Below are 21,044 nucleotides of genomic sequence, written 5' to 3'. Positions count from 1 at the left end.
ACCTATTCCCCTCCGTTTCCATCATATTTATATACTTTCGTTGCACGATAATATAAGTAAATTAACAGAACAGAGAATAGAACAACAATCATAGATAACGCGGAACCAAACGGCCAGTCACGTGAACCTAAGAATTGGTTTTGAATTACGTTTCCGATTAATGCTACTTTCGATCCACCCATAACGTCTGATACAACAAACATTCCGATAGAAGAAACGAATACTAAAATAGAACCAGTAGTAATCCCTGACATCGTCATCGGTACTGTTACATTCCAAAATGCCTTTACTGGTGTTGCTCCTAAATCATAAGCCGCCTCTAGCTTACGCTTATCAAGCTGCTCAATTGCTGCATACACTGGTAAAATCATAAATGGTAATAAAGAATATACCATTCCGAGTATTACAGAAGGCGTATTATATAGCAGATTTAAAGGTTCACTAATAATACCTAGTTTCAATAGCAATGTGTTTACAAGACCTTGTGAACGTAAAATAACAATCCATGCGTATGAACGAACAAGAAAGTTAATCCAGAACGGAATCGTTGCCAATAATAGAAGGATAGAACGATATTTACGATCAACAATTGTAATTGTATAGGCGAATGGATAACCGATTAATAAACATAGTACTGTCGTAATAACAGCTATCTTCACTGTTTCCCATAACGTCCCCATATATAATGGATCAAACACACGTGCTATGTTATCTAATGTAAATTTCATTTCCACTGTCCCGTATGCTCCGCGCTGCATGAAGGCAAATGCTAATACGAACAGAAGTGGAATTAGGAAGAAGAGTAACAGCCATACGACTGTAGGTAATGCGAGTAATTTCCCTTTCTTCAATTTAAGGTCACCTCGTCCTCTTGCTCCCAGCCTACATATACATTATCTCCAATGCTCCACTGCGTTGCTTCTTCAGCAGTTTGGTATGCCATTAGTAATTCCGCTGTTTTCTCCTCACGTACATATAGCTTTTCCATATTTCCAACAAATTCAATATCTTCAATATGTCCAAGATGGTATTCTTTTAAAATTGGCTCTTCAACCGAGCGAACTTTTACATTTTCAGGGCGAACTGCTACGTAGTTTCCCCCATTTTTCACGATATTATTTTCACCGATGAACGTCGCAACAAACAATGTTTTCGGCTTATTGTAAATTTCCTTAGGCGTGCCGACTTGTTCGATATGCCCTTTATTCATAACGACAATACGATCACTCATACTCATCGCTTCTTCTTGATCGTGCGTTACATATATGAACGTAATTCCTAAATTACGTTGTAAGTTTTTCAATTCACGTTGCAAATCTTTTCTTAACTTAAAGTCAAGCGCTCCAAGTGGCTCATCTAATAGTAATACACGTGGGTTGTTTACAATTGCTCTTGCAATTGCTACACGCTGCTGCTGTCCACCAGAAAGCTTCGAAGGTTTACGATTACGGAACTCAAGTAACTGCGTTAAACGCATTGCCTCTTCCGCACGTTCTTTCTGTTCTGCTGCTGATACTTTTTGCATTTTCATACCGAAACAAATATTTTTTTCAACATTCATATGTGGGAATAGTGCGTAATGTTGGAACACTAAATTCATATGACGCTTGTATGGCGGCAAATCGTTAATCTTTTCATCATCTAATAAAAGATTCCCTTTAGTTGGGGTTTCAAATCCTGCGATCATACGAAGTAAAGTCGTTTTCCCGCAACCACTCGGTCCTAAAATTGTTAAAAATTCTCCTTCTTTAATATCTAAAGAAAGAGGGGGGATAATCACTTGATTTCCAAAATGTTTTTCTACTGCTTCAACTTTAATAATCTTTTTCATTTTCCCGTCCTATCTACCTTAAATTTTAATTTTTATATTCATGAATAAATATTTATGTTCTATAGACTATTTTTTTGTTTCGATCCAAACAAAAATGGTTGTTTAGCAGCGTTCTCTTCTATTCTTTATGTAGTATGTTTGATTCATTTTCGCATGATACATATGTCGAACAGAAAAACCCCTTCAGTTGCGAAGGGGTTTTTATCATACGGCTACGCCTACTGATAAACACCATCATCATTTTAACAACTTTCGTATGAATTTTAAAGCACTTTTTGTAGAAGAGTAACGAATTTTCATGTCGAATGCTGTAGATTGGGACAAAATGCTTTTATAATGGGAAAAAGTCCGAAAACTTTGTTCACCATGATAGCTGCCTAATCCACTACTTCCAACGCCCCCAAAAGGTAAATATGGCGTTGCAAGATGATATACGACATCATTTATACATCCTCCGCCATATGAAATATTACTCGTCACTTTCTTTTGCACTTTTCTATCTTCAGAAAATACATATAGTGCTAACGGCTTTGGATGGTGCTGAATCGTTTCAATTACCTCTTCTATTTTGTCATATTCTATAATTGGTAAAATAGGTCCAAAAATTTCATCTTCCATAACAGCACTTTGCCATGTAACATTCGTTAACACTGTCGGCTCGATGTGTAATGTTTCTTTCGTATAATTCCCGCCAATCACAGGTTTACCGTCTTGTAAAAATGTACATAGACGTTCAAAATGACGCTCACTCACAATTCGCACATAATTGTCATTTTGCAAAGCATCTTTTCCATATTGCTCTGCGATTTCATGTCTTAATGCCTCGATTAACTGCTCTTTCACTGAAGAATGAACGTACATATAATCAGGAGCTACACACGTCTGCCCAGCATTCAAAAACTTGCCCCAAACGATACGTCTTGCGGTTACATCTAGCTTTGCATCTTTATGTACAATACATGGGCTTTTCCCGCCAAGCTCTAACGTAAGAGGCGTTAATTTTTTCGCCGCTGCTTCCATAACAACTTTTCCGACACCAACACTACCTGTAAAGAAAATATAGTCAAACGGTTCCTTTAAAAGTGCAGTGCTTTCCTGAGCACCGCCTTCTACTACCGATACAAGCTCTTCTGGGAATAATTCACCTAACATTCTCGTAAGCACTTTTGAAACGTTTGGCGTTAACTCTGACGGCTTTAAAACGACTGTATTGCCAGCTGCCAATGCTCCTACGAGTGGTGCAATCGCTAATTGAAACGGATAGTTCCACGGTGCGATAATAAGCGTCACACCATACGGTTCTGGCACCACTTTCCCCTTCGATCCAAAATGAGTAAGAGCAGTGCGAACACGCTTTGGTTTACTCCAAGATGAAATATGCTTCATTTGAAAAGAAATCTCTTTTAGTACATATCCAATTTCTGTTGTAAATGATTCGTGAACTGATTTATTCAAATCTAATTTCAACGCTTGAAAAATCTCATCCTCAAAACGCTGAATTCCTTCATAAAGCTTCTTCAAATTATTCTTTCTCGTCTCTAGACTTCTCGTATGTCCTTTGTAAAAATATTCCTTTTGTTTATTTACAATAGAGGAAATACTCATGCACTCACCTTCTCCCACTATTTTTATCCAATTCTTTCATTATTTATATAGACTTCATATGTAACAAATTTCTATCCTTAAAGTTACATTATATATAACTTTTCCCTTTATATAAAATTCATTGCTCACAAAAAACTACCGAAAGAAAATCTCCCGGTAGTTTTACTGTATTAACGGTATAAACGAACAGCACCTGCAGAATTATCATCAGCTTGTCCTACTACTTCAAACTTCAGACCAAGCTTCGGTAAAATACGTCCTGCATCTGGAATCTGCTCATTAATATACTTTTTAGAGTCATCGAACTTCGGTACCCCTGGTAATCCATCGTATACGAATGTTCCACGCGTTGGAGATACAACTTTCCAAGCTGGCGTTTTGTCGAATGAGAACGCCGCATCAGCAATTTGGAATCGCGTACTGCTTGTAAATGTTGGTTTGCCATTTAAAGTTCCTGCAATTGCTTCTGGATGAGAGTCAACTACACCAAGGAAACCATGTCCTGGATGTATGCCAACCCAGTTATCTGTGTAAGCTGAATCCGCATACCATACAACCATACCAGTGTTATATACTGGACCGCGAGCAAATTTCAATGCGTTATCTGAACCCGCATAGTTTCTCCACTCTACATAGTAGTTATGCTTTTTCTTATCCATTCCGTTAGATGCAACGAAACCGTCCAATTTGAATTGTGGTGTACCTTCTGCATCATCAGAGAATGCAACATTTCCATCTACAGTTAGTGACGCATTATCAAGTGTAAATCCATTTAACGCTAATCCACCGTCTGTAATATATTCAAATACTAGTTTCACTTTCTTACCTTTGAATTGACTTAAATCATATGATTTATCAACCCATTTTCCATTTGTCGTAGCTGCATTTCCACTATTTGCTTTCTCACCAATTCTTTCAATCAACGTTTTTTGTCCATCTTCTGTTACAGCGTGTACTTCAAGGAAATCGTACTCTGCTTCGATTTCATACAATGACTTATAATCGAATTTTGCAGTCGTTGCTTTCGTTAAATCGAATAGTGGCGTTTCCATCGTTGTATGAAGGTCATCACCTTTTGTGCTGTAGTAATACTGTTTACCAAATGCAGGCTGAATTCCTTTTACATCTTTATCTGGTAAGTTAACACGAATCAGACCTGGACGATCTGACTTCGTAACACTTTGGTCTAAGTATGTTGCAAGACCGATACCTTTATTTAATTTCTCGTAATCTACTTCTACGATATTCGCCCAGTTACCACCGATTGTTTTTTGGAAAAACTCTTTATTTTGTGGTGATAAACTCGTTGGCGTTGTTCCTGCGATTTTACCAGCCCAGCTTCCGCCACTCATAATAGACCAAGCTTCAACCGGTTCACCATCACCGCTATACTGTGTATCATACTCATCTGGAAGACCTAAATCATGGCCATATTCATGTGCGAATACACCAACCGCGCCATCTTCTGGTTCAATTGTGTAGTCGAATGCTGCCATATTTCCGCCCCAATATGGAACTTTCGCTTGTGTACCTTCAATTGCGAATGGTTTTGGTCCAACTGTCCAGCGATGTGACCAAATTGCATCATCACCTAATTTACCACCGCCAGCTTCTTGTCCAACACCCGCATGAATAATCATTAAGTGATCGATTAAACCGTCCGGTTGATTTTGATTCCCATCACCATTTACATCATATTGATCGAACTGATCAAACTGTGATAAATCAAGTCCGCTATCTACAGCCGCTTTTAATGCATCTTTTACTAGATCACGTGGTCCTTTTGGTCCTTTATTATCATGACCTGTACCAGCATCTGCACCGTAATCAGCAGCTTTACCTGGAACTGTTAACCATTTTGTGACTGTTCCGTCCACTGTGTAACTACCACCTGATTGCTCTTCGTAATATTGTTTAAACGTTTCGATTTTGCTTCCATCCTCTAACGCGAATGGCTCATTACCGAATAACATTTTTTCATAATGTTCTTTGTTAAAATCGTTAGAATACATGTAGCCAGGCTCTTTATCAATATTGTTATGCTTGAAATCAGCGTACTCTACAAGTAAAACAAGTACTTTATCTTTACGAACTTCACCGTTATACTCTTTTTGCTTAGCAGGTGAAGTTGGTACTTTCCCATTTAAGCCTCCTCTAACTGGACCTGTTCCTGCTGTAGTCCCGTTTGCTGGCTGCTCTGATTTTTCTTTCGTATCTGCCTTTGCATCTTTCACTTTCTTTAAAAAGTCAGATGCATCTTTCGTAAGTTGGTCCCCACTTGCCGCTTCTTTCCCAGGATTTTCACCCTTCTTTTTCTCTACATACTTTTCGACAGCTTTCTTTGTTTCTGTCCCTGAAGCAGATGAATCAATTACCCCACGTTTTTTTAGCGCATTTGCTAATCTCTCTTCTGGGATTAAGTGATCATCAACTGGGCTTGTAGCTGTCTTGTTCTCCGGCGTTTCAGCATATACAGACTGGCTTCCAGCACCAAACGACAAGCCTAGAACAGCTGTCAAAGCAATTGATGATAACACTTTAAATGGTTTCTTTTTCATCCCTTATTGCCTCCCCTAATATAAAATATGTATTACATACTCTATATTATTAAAAATTCAATATATTTTCAATATTTAGTTATATTATGTAATTTTTTTAATATATTTGTAAAAATTTCATAGTTAGTATACGAATATATCACAATTCAACAATGTTTTCAGAAAATATTGAAAATATTTGTCAGAAACTTTATAATCGCCATAGAGGGAATTTAATGGGGATTTTATCTTTGTTTCATCTACAAAATATTTGATAATTCACTATATAAAATACAAAATCCGATTGCATTATCATATATTCTGTAGCAGCAATTATGACCACTAATTAGGGAGGAATTACATTTGTACAAAGATAAGGCTGACTCACTAGATCAAGAATGGATTGATTTAATACTTGAAGCTCTAGATGCTGGCATTGCCCTGCAAGATATTGAACACTTTTTTCAACGTATGAAGCATACGAGCCAGGCTCAATAGCCTCGTTCTTTTTAACGAAGTTTATGTTATAATAATCACATCATAAGACGACTACATATTGATAGAAAGGTGCGCAAATATGATAGGAGAACGTATAAAACGCCTTCGTTTACAAAAAGGCATTTCATTAACAGAACTCGCCGAAAAAGCTGGTGTCGCTAAATCTTACATTAGTTCTATAGAACGGAATTTACAAAAAAACCCTTCTATTCAGTTTCTTGAAAAAATTGCAGCTGTTCTACAAATTCCAGTTGATACTTTACTTCACGATGAAACAACAACGGAAAGTCATCTAGACTCCGAATGGACACAGCTCGTTAAAGATGCGATGAGCTCTGGTGTCTCAAAAGAACAGTTTCGTGAATTTCTCGAATTTACACAATGGAAGAAAAATCAACAATAATACATATGAAAGAGTGCTTAAAACGGGCACTTCTTTTTTTCTTTATAAAAAAAAGCGGGGAAATCCCCGCTTTTTTTATTTATTATTTTTCTTCGCCATCTGTTTGGTTAGCATTGAATGTCCATTCTAAGTTCAATGAATCGCCTTGGAATTTGTTTTGATCTTTACCATCATCTTCGAATACAAATTGTACCCATAGATAGTCTTCTGTTCCAGCTTCTAAGCCACCCTTTTCTCCCCACTCAGGAGCAAAGATGTCTTTAGCTAAAAGATCTGGATCAGCATTTTGTAAATCCGCTAAAGTTGTTTCATATACAGGCTCACTTTGTTTATCCCAGTTCCAAAGGAATTTTACTTTAATGTGCTTACCAAAATCTTCACCAGCATTATCACCTTTTGCATCTGTAATGCTGTACTTTGTCGCTAATTTAACATCTTTAATTGCTAAAGTACCGTCGTTCTTTAATAAGAACTCTTTCTTAACAGAATCCCCTGGTTTTAAATCTTTAATATCTACAAGCGTTTTAGGGTTTAATGTAAGATCTAACGTCCCAGCTGCAAATGTATTGTTTGATACTTCTTTATCGCTAAAGTAAGCGAATGTTCCTCCACCAATTAAAGATAACCCCAATGCTGCTGATGCAACTCCCATACCTAATTTCTTTTTCAGACTCACAATCAATTCCCCCTAGCTGTTTTTTGTATTTTTATCTCTTATTTCAAAATAAGAGGTGTAACTAAAACTATATTAGCTTAGCTAATATTTGTTCTTTTTTTAAAACCTTAAGTTCATTATAACGAACAAGACTATATAAATACAATATATATTTTGATTATTTTTATTTCTCAACATTTTTTCCTTTTTTTCAGAAAAGTATTGAGAAATAAAGTGAAACTTTAATCAGTGTTTTTCTGTCCATCCCCACTGATCATTAACCTTCACCAAGCGGTGGGCTGCCAACTAACTTCCTCGCATTCGTTAAATTTTTAGGTGAAGACCTTATACCCACGAATAGTGAAATAAGAAAAACAAAGCAAATAGGTGAGTCGTAGGGCTCTCTCACCTATTTGTCTTATCATTGTATTTATTCCTTCCGAAATGCTGCTGTATTTTACTTACTATTCCTTCTGTTCTTCTTGCTTCTTACTCTCTTCTAGTTTTTTCGCCTCTTCTTGCTTCTTACTCTCTTCTAGTTTTTTCGCCTCTTCCTGCTTCTTACTCTCTTCTAGTTTTTTCGCCTCTTCCTGCTTCTTACTCTCTTCTAGTTTTTTCGCCTCTTCCTGCTTCTTACTCTCTTCTAGCTTTTTCGCTTCTTCTTGTTTCTTACTCTCTTCTAGTTTTTTCGCCTCTTCCTGTTTCTTGCTCTCTTCTAATTTCTTTTTCTTCTCTGCCTCACTCACTTGCTTTGCTGTTTCATCTACTAATGATTTCTCAAAAGCTTGAATTTGTTTATCAATCTCCTGTAAATTAACCTCTTTATCCACATACTCGCAGTATTCTTTAACTATATGAAAACCAGCATTCACATACGAGAATACTTGCTTATTAGATTCACTTTTATCTCCAGTTAACTCTTCTTTCACTTTGTTATAAGGATTTTCTATTGATTCATATACTTTTTGTAACAACTCTCTCTCAGCAGCTATTTTCTCACGCCCTTGCTTCCACGTAACAAGCACCTGTTCTAACTCTTGAGTGGAAGTGAAAGTTACTTTCGATTTCATCTCTTCAGACTCATGCAAAATAACTTCCTTATGTTGCTTAGCTTGTTCTGTCAACTGATCAACTGTTTTTGGAAAAATACTTGCTGTCGAAATAGTAGCCTGCACTTTCGTCTCATGAATGAAAGTTGCCCCTGTATAAGTCATCATTTGAGAGCCTAAATAAAAAGTAATAGAGCACAAACATGGCAATATAAGCATCTTTTTGAATTTGCGAGGTGTCTTCAGCATTTTAATCTCTCCTATCGAACATCTTGTTCTTTATCAAGAACTATAACCTTATTATAATAAAGCGAATTACAAAATGATATAAAAATTATGTTTCTTTTTACATTTCTCTTTTAACACAAAAAGAGACTACCACTTTTGATAGTCTCTTTTTGTTGTCATTATTATTTCGTTTCACCATCGCCTTGCTGTGCATCAAACGTCCAAGTTAATTGTAACTTATCGCCTTGGAATTCATTTTGATCTTTTTTATTATCAACGAATTCAAATTTCACTTTGAATTTATCAGATTTACCTGCAGAAATACCTTTTTCATCCCAGAACCAAGCAGCTAAATCATTATTTACTGCTGTAAGTGTATCACCCTTCAATTTATCTAATGTAGTTTCTTTCACAATCGTCTCATGCTTATCTACATTTTTTAAGAATGTTACTTTAATATGTTTACCAAAATCATCTTTATTATCTTTCTTCGTATCTTCTACATTATAGTCTGTTTTTAATAGAACCTTTTTAATATCTAAAGAGCCTTTATTTTCTAGTTTAAATTCTTTTTCAATTGTATCACCAGGTTTTAAATTCGATACATTAACAACTGTTGATGGATTTAATGATAAATCAAGTGTACCAGCCGCAAATGTATTATTTGACACTTCTTTATCGCTAAAGTATGCAAATGTTCCTCCACCAACTAATGCTGCTCCTAATACTGCTGATGCGATACCCATTCCTAATTTTTTCTTTAAAGTCATGTCCATATCCCCTTAATATATATATATTTGTTAACTTCCTAAACGGAAAGTATAACCAAACGAACTAGACGGATTGTTCTACTTTTTTATCTTTCTTTTCTCCGTCAATGCTACGAATAGCGCCAAAAATAGAAATTGCGGAATAGCCAAGTAAAAAGACTCCAGGAATAATGAGAAGTAATGCTGCTCCCGCTTTTGAACTCGCATAATTCAGTCCATAACCAACGTATGGAACTGTAATATCTGCATACTTTCCAATTACATTCTCTGCAAGTACTGGTGCTAAATCTGGTCCGTTGTTGTTATCCCCTTTTGTTTCATACATTACTTTTCCATTTGTATCTTTCACACCGATAATACGGTGAGTGATAATTTTGTCATCTTTCTCTTTAAACGTAATAACATCACCTTTTTTATATTTAGAACCATCTTTCGTTGGCTCTATCGCAATGATTGATCCTGTTAAAAATGTTGGTTCCATCGATCCTGAAAGAACGCTCTTAAATTGATATCCCATCACTGTTGGATCCCCGCCACTCGCTTTTGAAGAAATAACTACAAAAGCTAAACAAACCATTACCGCAAATAAAACAAATGAGATAACGTTGCTAATCACCTTCCAAATTAATTTCATCGTCTCTCTCCCTCTCCGTTGTTTTATGTTATTTGAAGTATACAATATCCATTTTAGTTCTCTAACAAGAACACAAGTAAATAATATAACGAACGATTTGGAAATGCAATAAGAAAATTTACAATTATTAGTTAAATCATTTTTGAAATGCATACAAAAAAGACCGTGACAAAATCTCATCACGGTCTACTAGCAATTTATTTTTCTTCTGATTTCATCCCTTGGTTATTTCGGCGCAGCACTACATATAAAATCGCTCCAAATAATAAAATCGCTCCTATTCCAACACTTATCACTTTCACATTCGATTCCTTTACTTCAGGTGCAACTGTATCTTTTTTAGGCATCGCAAAAGTAACATCTTCTTTTGAAAGAACATTTATAGTCGCAATCGTTTGATTATTCTTTATAATATCTACCGCACCAACTACTTCACCGCGATGAATTCCTTTTTGATACAAAGATTCTTTATCCACTGAATTAACCCGAAAAGCCGTTTTTATATTTTTCCCTTCATCTTTCTTTAGCATAAGCTCTGCACTTTTTTCCAGCTCAGAATCAACATCTTTATTTAAATACTTTGCCTTTTGGTGCCAACTATGTTTATCTAGTACAGTTTGCTTCGTAAATTGCCCAAAAGAATATTCCGCCATCTGCTTCAAATCTTCATAAATTTCAGGTCTTTGAGAAGCCATTACTACATTTATAATACGATTACCATCCTTCTCATTTAATAAAACGAGCGTATTGCGTGCTTCATTCGTAAATCCTGTCTTACCACCCATACTATATGGATTTTCAAAATAAGTAGACTTATTAAAAATAGAAACTGTTTGCGTAGATGTCGTAACCGTCGTTCTTTTCGTATTCATCGCTTGTAAAATTTCAGGATACTTTTGCACACCTCTTGTAATCATGGCCATATCATATGGCGTCGTATAATGATTTGGATCATGCAATCCATTTGGCGTTACAAAATGACTATCTTTAGCCCCTAATTGCTTCGCCCTTTCATTCATCATATTGGCGAAGTTTTCAACACTTCCTCCAATACGCTCCGCAATCGCATACGACACATCATTCGCACTCAGCACCATTAAAATCATAAGTGCAGTATTTCTATTAATAGTCTCACCAGGGTGAAACTCAATTTGATAATTACTCTTCTCTTGATCTAATGCTAATTGTGAAAACGTAAATTGATCCTCTGGCTTCGTATGCTCCATCAGTAAAATCGCCGTTAACACTTTCGTCATACTAGCAGGGAACGCACGATGATGTGCATTTTTGTCGTACAACATATCTCCTGTTTTCGCATCAATCGTAGTCGCAAACTGACTAAAAACATTCGGCCCTTCCGCAGGTGGAGGTGCCACTTGCTCCGGATTTACTCCAATATTCGTCTCAGCATATAACGTCATAGGTGTCAAAAAAAATAAACAAATAACCATAACAAAAACCGAAATTTTCTTAAAATTTACCATATGACTCTCCCTTTTCCCTTTACTTTCACATTCTATAAAATACCTCTACCAACCTATATGTAATTTGTATTAATTTGGAAGAATATTCACTTTTTTTACTATATCACACTTTTACGATTAGGAACATAAATATACAACAAAAAATAAGAAGGAATTACTCTTTCTTATCCTTCTCATCAATCAACGAATCTATTAACTTTTGCCCAGCTTCTTCGGGCGTAATCTCGTCCGTCATACCCATAAACGACCAACCTTTAGAATCGACCCACTCAACGAACTCTTGTAAAAACTCATCATGCGTCACATCCACATCAAGAATCGAGCCATCAATTGAAATCGTTCTATTTCTAGACACACGCATCTTAAACGTTTTTCTTACCATTACAATTATTCTCCCTCTACTCCTGAATATTTATAAATATCTTGTACTTCTTTTATACATGATTTCTTAAAAATTGTAAAAAGGATATATTGGCCAATTTGCATATTAAAAATGAAAATCTCTTATTATATAACCCTCACGCTACATTCATTTAGTCATAAATTGCGGAATACATCCATATAAAAAAACAAACCAACTTACATTCTATCACACTAACTACACTTGACTTTAGTACGATCAAATAGAATATATTAGAAAACACCTTAAAATGAGGAGGAACTCCATGGCGCGTTGTACATATTGTAAAACGAAGTGGAAAATAAAAGATGTATGGTCGATACTCGTAACATTTGAAAAAGATTGTCCGTATTGTTTTGGAAGGCAATATCTATCAAAGAAAACATTGAACGCTATGCCAGAACTTATAAGCTTACCTTTACACTTCTTATTCCCTTTTCTTGTTGACTTAAGCGATGAAGGTCCTTTGGATTGGTATCGGAAATCATAATATAACCGGTTTATTCAAAATCCACTTTCAATTAAATGCTCTTCTTATATATTCCTTAATACACTACTAGCGTGATTCCAAATACTTTACCTTTAAAAGATTACTGCAAAAACATTGTAAAATTTCAGTTAATTATATATAATTGCTTTAGCATAATTATTAAAGATGCTGTTACATACGCATTTTTGAAGATCCCGTAGCTCAGCAGGGAGAGCGCCACCTTGACAGGGTGGAGGTCGCTGGTTCGAGGCCAGTCGGGATCATATGAGAAACCCCTTGATAGTCAAGGGGCTTTCTTTATGTAGCAAATCAATATACTTTTTTAAGAATAAATTTTTTATATACTGTTCAAGATTTGATCAATAGCTCTCTTTTGGTTAACGATTAATTTTTCATATGAAAATAAACTTATGATTTTAAATCTCTTATTAGATTTGAGTCAATATTTTAGACAAAAAAATTCAATCTAAGCTAGCTTTATTTTATTTGATTTACTGCTATTTGTAATATCGTTCACCGTGATATAGCAAAGTGTGATTCTAAACTTGTAATATTATACATATCTTAAAAAACCAGTAAATATATCCTTTTCTTTCAACTTATATTCATCTCGATTGAAACATTGCGTAAGATTCTGTGAGACTTCCGGTTCATCAATCGCTAATATTATATTTCTACCATTTTCCCCTACTTCTTTTCCTCAATTCTTGAGAAAGACATAAATTATATCAATCATCACTCTGCGTTGTTCGCCAGAACTCAATTCTTCACTCTCTTCTTGGGAGCTTTTTAAAGTTTTCTTTGAAAAATAGCCTAATACAATAATTTTTATATTTATTTATATATATTTTGTAACACCAAAGAACTACATAGATTAACTATGTAGTCTTTTTAAATATGAATAGGCCAATCTTATTTTTTCCCTAACTTGATTGCCTTTTTTATATTACTGAATGCACCTTTACCATATAATAATACGCCACCGCGGTAAACACGACTCGTTAAACCAATCATCATACATATTGTTGCTAATAGAATCGCTAATGCAAGCGCAATCTCCCATACTGGGATATTGAGAAATCCAATTCGTACGAGCATAACAATAGGAGTAAAGAAAGGTATATAGCTAGTAATGGTAACAACCGTGCTGCTTGGATTTGACATTCCATAAAGTGCGATATACAAAGCAGCAATTAACATAAATGTCAGCGGCATAACAGCTTGAGAAGATTCCTCTATACGACTAATAACAGAGCCGAGTAGACAAGATAATGAGCCATATAATAAGAATCCTAATGTGAAGAATAGAATCCCATAAAACACTAGAGTAGGAGCAACAGAATTTAAATCAATACTATTTAAAATATCATTTTTCGATTCATTAATTGCTGTTTTATACCCTACAGTTGCGACCAAGCCCCAAATTATTATTTGTGTAATACCTGCCAACAATGTTGAGAAGAGCTTCGCATATAAATGTTTTGTAGGCGAAATACTTGAAACAACTAACTCCATTACACGAGAAGATTTTTCTGTTGCAACATCTGTAGCTAATTGTGCAGCATACATTAATATCATTACATAATTTAGCATGATAAAGGTATTAATTAAAATCCCTACCCCCTCTGTATGTTCTCCATCTTTAACCTTATCTGAAACAGTTTTGGTTTGTATTTCTACTGGCGTTGTTAACACCTTTAATTCATCTTGCGATAGATTCAATTGCTGAGCGAAATTAGAAGATTGTATTTGAGATAAAATAGTTTGAACCTTGCTAACATCTTGCTGATTTACATCTGTCTCAGTTATATACGTAGCCTTTAGTTGCTTATTATCCAATTCCTCTACAACGATTGCATATGTATAATCACCATTTTTAACACCTGATTCTGCTTTTGGTTTATCCGTACTACGCTTAACATGTATCTTACTATCGACATTTTTAAACACTTGTTGAATTGTTGTATATAATTCTTCTTTTTCTGTAACAACGACAACTTGCTCTTCCTCGTTACCTACAAAATAGTTATAAATTTTTTCAAAATTCATCATTCCTATAATTAACATAGAAATCATGATTGTAATAACAATATATGATGTAGCTTTTACCTTAGATTTATAGTTTTGTAAAAAAATTGTCCAGAAACTATTCATGCTGTGCACCTACTTTCTCAATAAAGATGTCATTTAATGTAGGTTCTTCTACTGCGAATTTTTTAACAAAACCTAATTTCGTTATCTCTTTAAATAAAACATGCGAAACTTCTTCATATGAAATTTTAAGAGTAACTGCATTTTTACGTTTCTTCATACTTTCTACACCTTTTATTTCTTTCAAATGATCAAAGTCATGATCGCCAACGATTACAACATTCTTTTTACCAAAGTCACTTTTAATTTTGGCAATGTCTCCTTGAACAACAGGTACTCCTTTGTGCATGATACAAATGTGTTGACATAACTCTTCCACATGTTCCATACGATGTGAACTAAAAAGAATGGACGACCCTTGTTTTTGCATATCAAGAACGGCTTCTTTTAACATTTCAACATTTACTGGGTCTAAACCACTAAATGGTTCATCTAAAATTAAGAGTTCAGGCTTATGTATAATCGCTGTTATCAGCTGAATTTTTTGCTGATTCCCTTTTGAAAGTTCTCCTACCTTTTTGTTCAGATACTCAGTAATATTAAAACGCTCCAGCCAATAGTGAAGTTCTTTTTCTGCATCTTTACTTTTCATGTTCTTTAATTTTGCAAAAAAGTTAACTTGTTCTTTGACAGTCATTTTCGCATAAAGCCCACGTTCTTCGGGTAAATACCCAATCTTATCCGTTACATCATAATTTATAGGCTTACCATTCCATGAAATGGTTCCGCTTGATTTCGATAAAAGGCCAAGTATCATTCGAAATGTAGTCGTTTTACCTGCTCCATTCCCGCCCAAGAATCCAAAAATTTCACCTTTTAGTATCTTGATATTCAAATTATCCACTGCAACATGCTCGTCAAATTTCTTTGTTAAATCTTTAATTAGTAAACTCATTATCCACACCCTTAATTCTCAAGATGATTTATTTATACAATTGTATATCCAGTCAACCACAATATTTTGACCTCTTATGGTATCTTTTTTAATAACTTATTTCCTTCAAAAATCATTCATTACCAACAAATGTTATATTTTTCATTATAAGGTTAGCATAAGATTTAGAATAACCAATATGCAATTTTACATATTTTAATATTTCCATAAAGTAGTTCTTTAAAAAATTTTCGTTATGTACTTTAAAATAACTTATAGGCACATTTAAGCTGCTCAATAGATAAATCATTCGTTTCTATCTTTTCAAAAGTTCCTGCTTTCCATCTCATACCGTTCACTACTCTCTATTAAAAATTTGTTTCTTCATTTATATTATAATACTTGTTTTAACATCGGTCTTACGATTCTATATTCGTCACCAAAAGGTTCCTTTATGATTAAAGGCGATTGATCATCTTTTTTCTTCAATCATTGTGAATACTTCTGTTTTTTCTTGTAATGTATTAGATTAGCTATTTTTAGTAGGTGCTTTACTTGCTTCAATTTTCTTTGTCACTTCGCCAAGCTTTTGCCCGACTTCTTCCGCTTTGACAGGTTCATTCGTAACTTAGTATTCCCGGTCCCCCCATACTAACATAGGTGGCACTTGTTCTCGTTTGTTACATATTATATAAGTAATACTAGCTACAAGTAGTAGGCATATTGCTATAAAGAAGATAGCTTTTTTATTCATATACTATTCTCCTTATCTATCATTTTATTGGATTATATAATGGGAAATATAGTCAAGAAATAGTTTTTATAGTGATTTTTAGTATTAATTTCAAATAGAAAAACCTTACTGTACAGTAAGGTTCCGTTTTTAAATTCTATAATGTTTTATTAATTAAAACGATCATTACGATAATCGCTATAAACATAACAACTAAACAGCCGATCATTTTATAAAATCCTCGTTTCGTTAACGTTCCGCCCTGAACGTCTTTACGAATGAATAAGAATACCGCTAAAAATAATACAAGCCCCATGCCAAAAGCATACATCATTTGCATATGTTAATCTTCCTTTCTCTTTTACATCTTAATATCTTTTCGATAAAACAACAAACGATATAAAAACTGTACTCATCGTAAGTGCCATTAATATATTCAATAGTTCAACCGCAGATAGCGTAATTACTTTTAAGTTTAAGCCAATAGAGAAAAGAAGATAGTATGCCGTTAGTGCAAAAAAACTGAAGAACATTCCTTTATAACGAATGAGTTTCATTCGCTCATCTTTTTCTTTAAATTGCGGGTGCAAGTAGCTTAGGCAAAAACACATGATCATCATTGCAAGCAATGTATACGTTGGAGCCGGTGGTGCAGAATGCGTCATTATACCTGTTAATATCATAAATCCACTCATAAATAGAAAAATAATCCCCATAATTACAAAGTACTTTTGTGAATAATTCATCCTTTCTCCCCCTCTTCCTTTCCTTCATAAATAAATACATGTTCTATCGTTGTCTGAAATGTTTTTGCTATTTCAAATGCTAACGGAAGTGATGGATCATATTTTCCCTTTTCAATTGAAATGATGGTTTGTCTGGAAACTCCAAGTTTCTCAGCCAATTTTTCTTGAGATAGTCCAAATTTTTTTCGGTATTCAACCATTTTATTTTCCAAGGAAATTTCTCCCTCCTTCCTTATACCGAGTATATATGTAAAGTAAACTTTACGTCAAGTTTCCTTTACATTCATTTCGTCTATTTTTCATTCTATTTATATAGAAGAAACTTTTTCAAATTCAGCACGTCTATTTTGAAATGAAACATGGAACAATGTATATAGCCGTTACTATATCTCCTCTCCGTTTTTATGAAAATTTAATATCTCCATATTTGTTTTATCCTTTTAAAATGTTTCATTCTGCTCTTTATCGGGTGAAATGCGCTATTGTTTTTACGTTGTTTTTCGCCATATTTATAGAAACTAACGGTTTATGAAGCATTTTTTATGTATAGCCACTTTTTTTGTAGAAATCCTTCATTTTCCTTTCGATATTTAACACTATCGAGATAAAGTTTATGGTAAATTCATAATTTTTTATTTTTTATACTATATTCCGTTATATTGTTGTATAATATCAATGAAAGCGCTTATTATTCCAATATACATAATTCGAACTAAACTTTATCGAAACATTCTGATAGTTATACTTATATTTAAATGCAACAATTATAGGTATTAATGTAGGTATACCAAATATATCCACCCCGTTTTCCCGTGAAATTACTTTATAACATGAAAGATTAACTTGGGTGATAAGTTATTGTGAATGTTTTTTTACAAAACAGATAAGTAATAGTGTTTGGTATTATGTAAATTATTGTAATAACATAAGAGTAAAGAAAAACATTTACATTGATTATTGGTTCATCAATTATTGAAAAGAGCAAAATGCACCTTTTTGTATGGAAAAAGGATTATATGCATTGGGAGGTTTAAACAAATGACGAGGAAGAATACAACGACAAACCCTTGGGCCAAGTTCCATGGTCCGAACCTTGGTTATGTTATTGAACAGTATGATCTTTACGTAACTGGAGCAGGTTCTGTTGATCCGGAATTACAAGAGCTTTTTGAAATTTTTGGAGCTCCTTCGTTTCAAGATGATGTCGTAACAGGGGACAACACAGCAACACATTTTTCTCCTCAAAACACAGGGAACATTGAAAAGATTCTTAAAGTCGTTCAACTTGTTGAACAGATCCGTTCTTTCGGGCATACATTGGCTCACATTAATCCGATGGAAGATGCTGCAAACGGACAATCTCTTATCGAGAAAACAATGAACGAACTGAGCGATGCTGACTTGAAAGCGATTCCAGCAAAAACAGTATGGCAAGATGCACCAGAGGGTATTCACACTGCACTTGATGTAATTCATAGATTAAAAGACGTTTATACAAAATCTTTAGCTTATGAATTCTCACATATACAAGATAGTGAAGAACGCGCGTGGTTGCATCAAATGGTGGAATCAAATTCATTGCGTCAACCATTATCAAATAAAAAACGAACTGCTCTTTTAAAACGTTTAGCTGCTGTTGAAGGTTTCGAGCAATTCTTGCATAAAACATTCGTTGGTCAAAAACGTTTCTCAATAGAGGGCGTTGATATGCTTGTACCTGTACTAGATGAAATTGTTTCTGAAGGTGCTAAAGGCGGCGTAGAAGATGTCATGATTGGTATGGCTCACCGCGGTCGTCTAAGCGTACTCGCTCACGTATTAGAAAAGCCATATAATCACATGTTTGCAGAATTCAAACATGCAAAAATAGAAGGTGCAGTGGCAAATGCTGGCTGGACTGGCGACGTGAAATACCATTTAGGTAGAGAACAAGTCGTTGGTAATGAAGAAGTTAGCACTCGTGTTACATTAGCAAATAACCCGAGTCATCTTGAGTTCGTTAACCCTGTTGTTGAAGGTTTCGCACGTGCAGCTCAAGAGAATCGTAAAAAATCTGGTCTTCCAGAACAAGATACTACAAAATCATTCGTAATTTTAGTTCATGGTGATGCTGCATTCCCTGGTCAAGGTGTTGTGTCTGAGACACTCAACTTAAGTAGATTGAATGCATACCAAACTGGCGGAACTATTCATGTTATCGCAAATAATGCAGTCGGCTTTACGACTGATAGCTATGATTCTCGTTCTACTAAATATTCAAGCGACCTTGCAAAAGGTTTCGATATTCCGATTGTTCACGTGAATGCTGATGATCCGGAAGCTTGTCTTGCTGCTGCAAACCTTGCGATCCAATATCGTACGCTGTTCAAAAAGGACTTCTTAATCGATTTAATCGGTTACCGCCGATATGGTCATAACGAAATGGATGATCCAGCAGTTACGCAACCACAAGTGTACAAAAAAATTAAAAATCACCCAACTGTAAGAGCAATTTATGCAGATCAATTACAATCTGCTGGCGTTCTGAATGCAGATGAGGTTGAAACAATTACTCAGTTTATACAAGAGGAATTAAAGGCTGAATACGCACAAGTGCCACCAGCTGATACGAGTGCTGCAACAATTCACGTTAAAGTTCCAGAGGTTGTTGCAAAAGGAATTCAACCGATTGACACTGGTGTTTCAATTGAATCACTTCGTGCAATTAATGAAGGACTATTATCTTGGCCTGAAGGCTTTAACGTATATCCAAAAGTGAAGAAAATTCTTGAGCGCCGTAAAGATGCTCTTGAAGAGAACGGTAAAATTGAATGGGCACTTGCTGAATCGTTAGCATTCGCTTCAATTTTACAAGAAGGTACGCCAATTCGTTTAACTGGTCAAGATTCACAGCGTGGTACATTCGCGCACCGTCATATCGTATTACACGATACTGATACAAACGAAACGTATTCACCATTACACCGTTTACCGAACATTAACGCATCATTCTCTGTTCATAACAGTCCGTTATCAGAAGCTGCTGTTGTTGGTTACGAATATGGTTACAACGTATTTGCTCCAGAAACTCTTGTGATGTGGGAAGCTCAATACGGTGACTTCTCAAATACTGCGCAAGCATTATTTGATCAATATGTTTCAGCAGGAAGAGCAAAATGGGGTCAAAAATCTGGTTTAGTTCTTCTATTACCACACGGTTATGAAGGTCAAGGGCCAGAACACTCTAGCGCACGTCCAGAGCGTTTCTTACAATTAGCTGCTGAGAACAACTGGACAGTTGCAAACTTAACGAGCGCGGCACAATACTTCCATATTTTACGTCGTCAAGCATCTATCTTAGGAACAGAAGCTGTTCGACCGTTAGTGCTTATGACGCCAAAGAGTTTATTACGTCACCCACTTACGCTTTCAACTGCTAGTCAGTTAAGCGAAGGACGTTTCCAACCTGCTTTAGAACAAGAAAACCTTGGTGCGAAACCAAATAAAGTAAAACGTCTTGTTTTAAGTACAGGTAAAATGGCAATTGACTTAGCAGCAGAAATCGAAAGTGGTAAGCATGAGTACAGCCTAGATGAAGTTCATATGGTTCGTATCGAGCAGTTGTATCCATTCCCTGCTGAAAAAGTTCAATCTATTATTAAACGCTTTAAAAACTTAGAAGAAATCATTTGGGTTCAAGAAGAACCTCGTAATATGGGCGCATGGCATTACATGGCTCCAATTCTGTTCGAACTAGCTGGGGATAAAGTGAAAACAGGTTACATTGGACGCCCGGATCGTTCTAGCCCATCTGGTGGCGATCCATTCGCTCACAAAGCTGAGCAAGAATTAATCGTTGCACACGCTTTAGATGTGAAGTACAACTTCCGTCAAGATAAACAAGAAATTGAAGTTTTCAGCAACTGAAAGTAACAATGAGTTTTTCAGGCTTGTCTGTGGCAGATAGTCTGCCACAG

19 protein-coding genes, 1 tRNA gene and 1 pseudogene are annotated in these 21,044 nt (G+C 35.2%); 5 read left to right on the top strand and 16 right to left on the bottom strand.

Features of this window, described 5'->3' with window-relative positions; translation table 11 throughout:
• Window positions 1-2 precede the first annotated feature (2 nt).
• From potB to inhA1, 4 genes are all read right to left on the bottom strand, one after another.
• Window positions 3-851, bottom strand: coding sequence for a spermidine/putrescine ABC transporter permease PotB (potB, locus tag MKY70_RS06855; RefSeq protein ID WP_002126118.1), 849 nt, complete (start codon window positions 849-851; stop codon window positions 3-5).
• Complete coding sequence (potA, locus tag MKY70_RS06850) at window positions 848-1,831, bottom strand: spermidine/putrescine ABC transporter ATP-binding protein PotA (RefSeq protein WP_002126115.1); 984 nt, start codon at window positions 1,829-1,831, stop codon at window positions 848-850. Before potA ends, potB begins: the two co-directional genes overlap by 4 nt.
• 237 nt (window positions 1,832-2,068) lie before the next feature.
• Entirely contained in the window at window positions 2,069-3,436 is a 1,368-nt protein-coding gene (locus tag MKY70_RS06845; RefSeq protein ID WP_088035027.1) for an aldehyde dehydrogenase, read from the bottom strand.
• 170 nt (window positions 3,437-3,606) lie between these two features.
• Window positions 3,607-5,994, bottom strand: a complete 2,388-nt coding sequence (gene inhA1, locus MKY70_RS06840; RefSeq protein ID WP_002188852.1) for a M6 family metalloprotease immune inhibitor InhA1 — start codon at window positions 5,992-5,994, stop codon at window positions 3,607-3,609.
• A gap of 342 nt (window positions 5,995-6,336) precedes the next feature.
• On the opposite strand from inhA1, the gene MKY70_RS06835 reads away from it, so the two are divergent.
• Together MKY70_RS06835 and MKY70_RS06830 are read left to right on the top strand one after the other, a co-directional pair.
• Window positions 6,337-6,471 (top strand): anti-repressor SinI family protein, encoded by a 135-nt coding sequence (locus tag MKY70_RS06835; protein ID WP_002011474.1) that lies wholly within the window; start codon window positions 6,337-6,339, stop codon window positions 6,469-6,471.
• Window positions 6,472-6,550: 79 nt separating this feature from the next.
• Window positions 6,551-6,874, top strand: coding sequence for a helix-turn-helix domain-containing protein (locus MKY70_RS06830; RefSeq protein WP_002011473.1), 324 nt, complete (start codon window positions 6,551-6,553; stop codon window positions 6,872-6,874).
• An 82-nt stretch (window positions 6,875-6,956) separates the two neighbouring features.
• Here the strand turns inward: MKY70_RS06830 and calY are convergent, their stop codons facing one another.
• The 6 genes from calY to MKY70_RS06800 all read right to left on the bottom strand — a co-directional run bounded on the left by calY (window position 6,957) and on the right by MKY70_RS06800 (window position 12,076).
• On the bottom strand, window positions 6,957-7,550 hold the full coding sequence (calY, locus tag MKY70_RS06825; RefSeq protein WP_060751349.1) for a biofilm matrix protein CalY: 594 nt from the start codon (window positions 7,548-7,550) through the stop codon (window positions 6,957-6,959).
• A 443-nt stretch (window positions 7,551-7,993) separates the two neighbouring features.
• Window positions 7,994-8,827: a DUF4047 domain-containing protein gene (locus tag MKY70_RS06820; RefSeq protein WP_341074481.1), complete on the bottom strand. Its 834-nt coding sequence runs from the start codon at window positions 8,825-8,827 to the stop codon at window positions 7,994-7,996.
• A 161-nt stretch (window positions 8,828-8,988) separates the two neighbouring features.
• Complete coding sequence (locus MKY70_RS06815) at window positions 8,989-9,576, bottom strand: CalY family protein (protein ID WP_193652820.1); 588 nt, start codon at window positions 9,574-9,576, stop codon at window positions 8,989-8,991.
• 64 nt (window positions 9,577-9,640) lie between these two features.
• Window positions 9,641-10,210, bottom strand: a complete 570-nt coding sequence (gene sipW, locus MKY70_RS06810) for a signal peptidase I SipW (protein WP_002064334.1) — start codon at window positions 10,208-10,210, stop codon at window positions 9,641-9,643.
• Window positions 10,211-10,407: 197 nt separating this feature from the next.
• The gene (locus tag MKY70_RS06805) at window positions 10,408-11,694 is read right to left on the bottom strand and encodes a D-alanyl-D-alanine carboxypeptidase family protein (protein ID WP_002126097.1); all 1,287 of its coding nucleotides are present in this window, start codon (window positions 11,692-11,694) and stop codon (window positions 10,408-10,410) included.
• Between the two features lie 154 nt (window positions 11,695-11,848).
• Entirely contained in the window at window positions 11,849-12,076 is a 228-nt protein-coding gene (locus tag MKY70_RS06800) for a hypothetical protein (protein WP_002135051.1), read from the bottom strand.
• Between the two features lie 283 nt (window positions 12,077-12,359).
• Between MKY70_RS06800 and MKY70_RS06795 the strand changes: the two genes are divergently transcribed.
• Together MKY70_RS06795 and MKY70_RS06790 are read left to right on the top strand one after the other, a co-directional pair.
• Window positions 12,360-12,584, top strand: coding sequence for a hypothetical protein (locus tag MKY70_RS06795; protein WP_060751870.1), 225 nt, complete (start codon window positions 12,360-12,362; stop codon window positions 12,582-12,584).
• A 190-nt stretch (window positions 12,585-12,774) separates the two neighbouring features.
• Window positions 12,775-12,847: transfer RNA gene (locus MKY70_RS06790), tRNA-Val, on the top strand.
• A gap of 649 nt (window positions 12,848-13,496) precedes the next feature.
• Here MKY70_RS06790 and MKY70_RS06785 read toward each other — a convergent pair.
• The 6 genes and pseudogenes from MKY70_RS06785 to MKY70_RS06760 form a co-directional block, all read right to left on the bottom strand.
• Window positions 13,497-14,738 carry an ABC transporter permease gene (locus tag MKY70_RS06785; RefSeq protein WP_113733615.1) on the bottom strand — a complete coding sequence of 414 codons (1,242 nt, stop codon included), beginning with the start codon at window positions 14,736-14,738 and terminating at the stop codon, window positions 13,497-13,499.
• Window positions 14,731-15,630 (bottom strand): ABC transporter ATP-binding protein, encoded by a 900-nt coding sequence (locus MKY70_RS06780; protein ID WP_341023761.1) that lies wholly within the window; start codon window positions 15,628-15,630, stop codon window positions 14,731-14,733. The genes MKY70_RS06785 and MKY70_RS06780 overlap by 8 nt, the downstream gene beginning before the upstream one ends.
• A 372-nt stretch (window positions 15,631-16,002) precedes the next feature.
• Window positions 16,003-16,363, bottom strand: a pseudogene (locus MKY70_RS06775) (hypothetical protein).
• A gap of 136 nt (window positions 16,364-16,499) precedes the next feature.
• Complete coding sequence (locus MKY70_RS06770; protein WP_002011459.1) at window positions 16,500-16,682, bottom strand: DUF3976 domain-containing protein; 183 nt, start codon at window positions 16,680-16,682, stop codon at window positions 16,500-16,502.
• Between the two features lie 28 nt (window positions 16,683-16,710).
• Window positions 16,711-17,088: a permease gene (locus MKY70_RS06765; protein ID WP_215576894.1), complete on the bottom strand. Its 378-nt coding sequence runs from the start codon at window positions 17,086-17,088 to the stop codon at window positions 16,711-16,713.
• A complete protein-coding gene (locus MKY70_RS06760) occupies window positions 17,085-17,300 on the bottom strand; it encodes a helix-turn-helix transcriptional regulator (protein WP_000428507.1) in 216 nt (71 codons plus the stop codon). The genes MKY70_RS06765 and MKY70_RS06760 overlap by 4 nt, the downstream gene beginning before the upstream one ends.
• 826 nt (window positions 17,301-18,126) lie before the next feature.
• On the opposite strand from MKY70_RS06760, the gene odhA reads away from it, so the two are divergent.
• The gene (odhA, locus tag MKY70_RS06755) at window positions 18,127-20,994 is read left to right on the top strand and encodes a 2-oxoglutarate dehydrogenase E1 component (protein ID WP_002186381.1); all 2,868 of its coding nucleotides are present in this window, start codon (window positions 18,127-18,129) and stop codon (window positions 20,992-20,994) included.
• Window positions 20,995-21,044 lie beyond the last annotated feature (50 nt).

It is taken from the genome of Bacillus sp. FSL R9-9492, assembly GCF_038007365.1.
Lineage (GTDB): Bacteria > Bacillota > Bacilli > Bacillales > Bacillaceae_G > Bacillus_A > Bacillus_A mycoides.
This window is presented reverse-complemented; position numbering and strand designations above follow the sequence as displayed.

Coding starts and splice junctions, on each gene's coding strand:
- sipW (WP_002064334.1), bottom strand. CDS start 10,210: ATGAAATTAATTTGGAAGGTGATTAGCAACGTTATCTCATTTGTTTTA.
- MKY70_RS06780 (WP_341023761.1), bottom strand. CDS start 15,630: ATGAGTTTACTAATTAAAGATTTAACAAAGAAATTTGACGAGCATGTT.
- potA (WP_002126115.1), bottom strand. CDS start 1,831: ATGAAAAAGATTATTAAAGTTGAAGCAGTAGAAAAACATTTTGGAAAT.
- MKY70_RS06795 (WP_060751870.1), top strand. CDS start 12,360: ATGGCGCGTTGTACATATTGTAAAACGAAGTGGAAAATAAAAGATGTA.
- MKY70_RS06770 (WP_002011459.1), bottom strand. CDS start 16,682: ATGCAAATGATGTATGCTTTTGGCATGGGGCTTGTATTATTTTTAGCG.
- MKY70_RS06785 (WP_113733615.1), bottom strand. CDS start 14,738: ATGAATAGTTTCTGGACAATTTTTTTACAAAACTATAAATCTAAGGTA.
- MKY70_RS06830 (WP_002011473.1), top strand. CDS start 6,551: ATGATAGGAGAACGTATAAAACGCCTTCGTTTACAAAAAGGCATTTCA.
- MKY70_RS06805 (WP_002126097.1), bottom strand. CDS start 11,694: ATGGTAAATTTTAAGAAAATTTCGGTTTTTGTTATGGTTATTTGTTTA.
- MKY70_RS06800 (WP_002135051.1), bottom strand. CDS start 12,076: ATGGTAAGAAAAACGTTTAAGATGCGTGTGTCTAGAAATAGAACGATT.
- MKY70_RS06820 (WP_341074481.1), bottom strand. CDS start 8,827: ATGCTGAAGACACCTCGCAAATTCAAAAAGATGCTTATATTGCCATGT.
- MKY70_RS06765 (WP_215576894.1), bottom strand. CDS start 17,088: ATGAATTATTCACAAAAGTACTTTGTAATTATGGGGATTATTTTTCTA.
- odhA (WP_002186381.1), top strand. CDS start 18,127: ATGACGAGGAAGAATACAACGACAAACCCTTGGGCCAAGTTCCATGGT.
- inhA1 (WP_002188852.1), bottom strand. CDS start 5,994: ATGAAAAAGAAACCATTTAAAGTGTTATCATCAATTGCTTTGACAGCT.
- MKY70_RS06845 (WP_088035027.1), bottom strand. CDS start 3,436: ATGAGTATTTCCTCTATTGTAAATAAACAAAAGGAATATTTTTACAAA.
- MKY70_RS06815 (WP_193652820.1), bottom strand. CDS start 9,576: ATGACTTTAAAGAAAAAATTAGGAATGGGTATCGCATCAGCAGTATTA.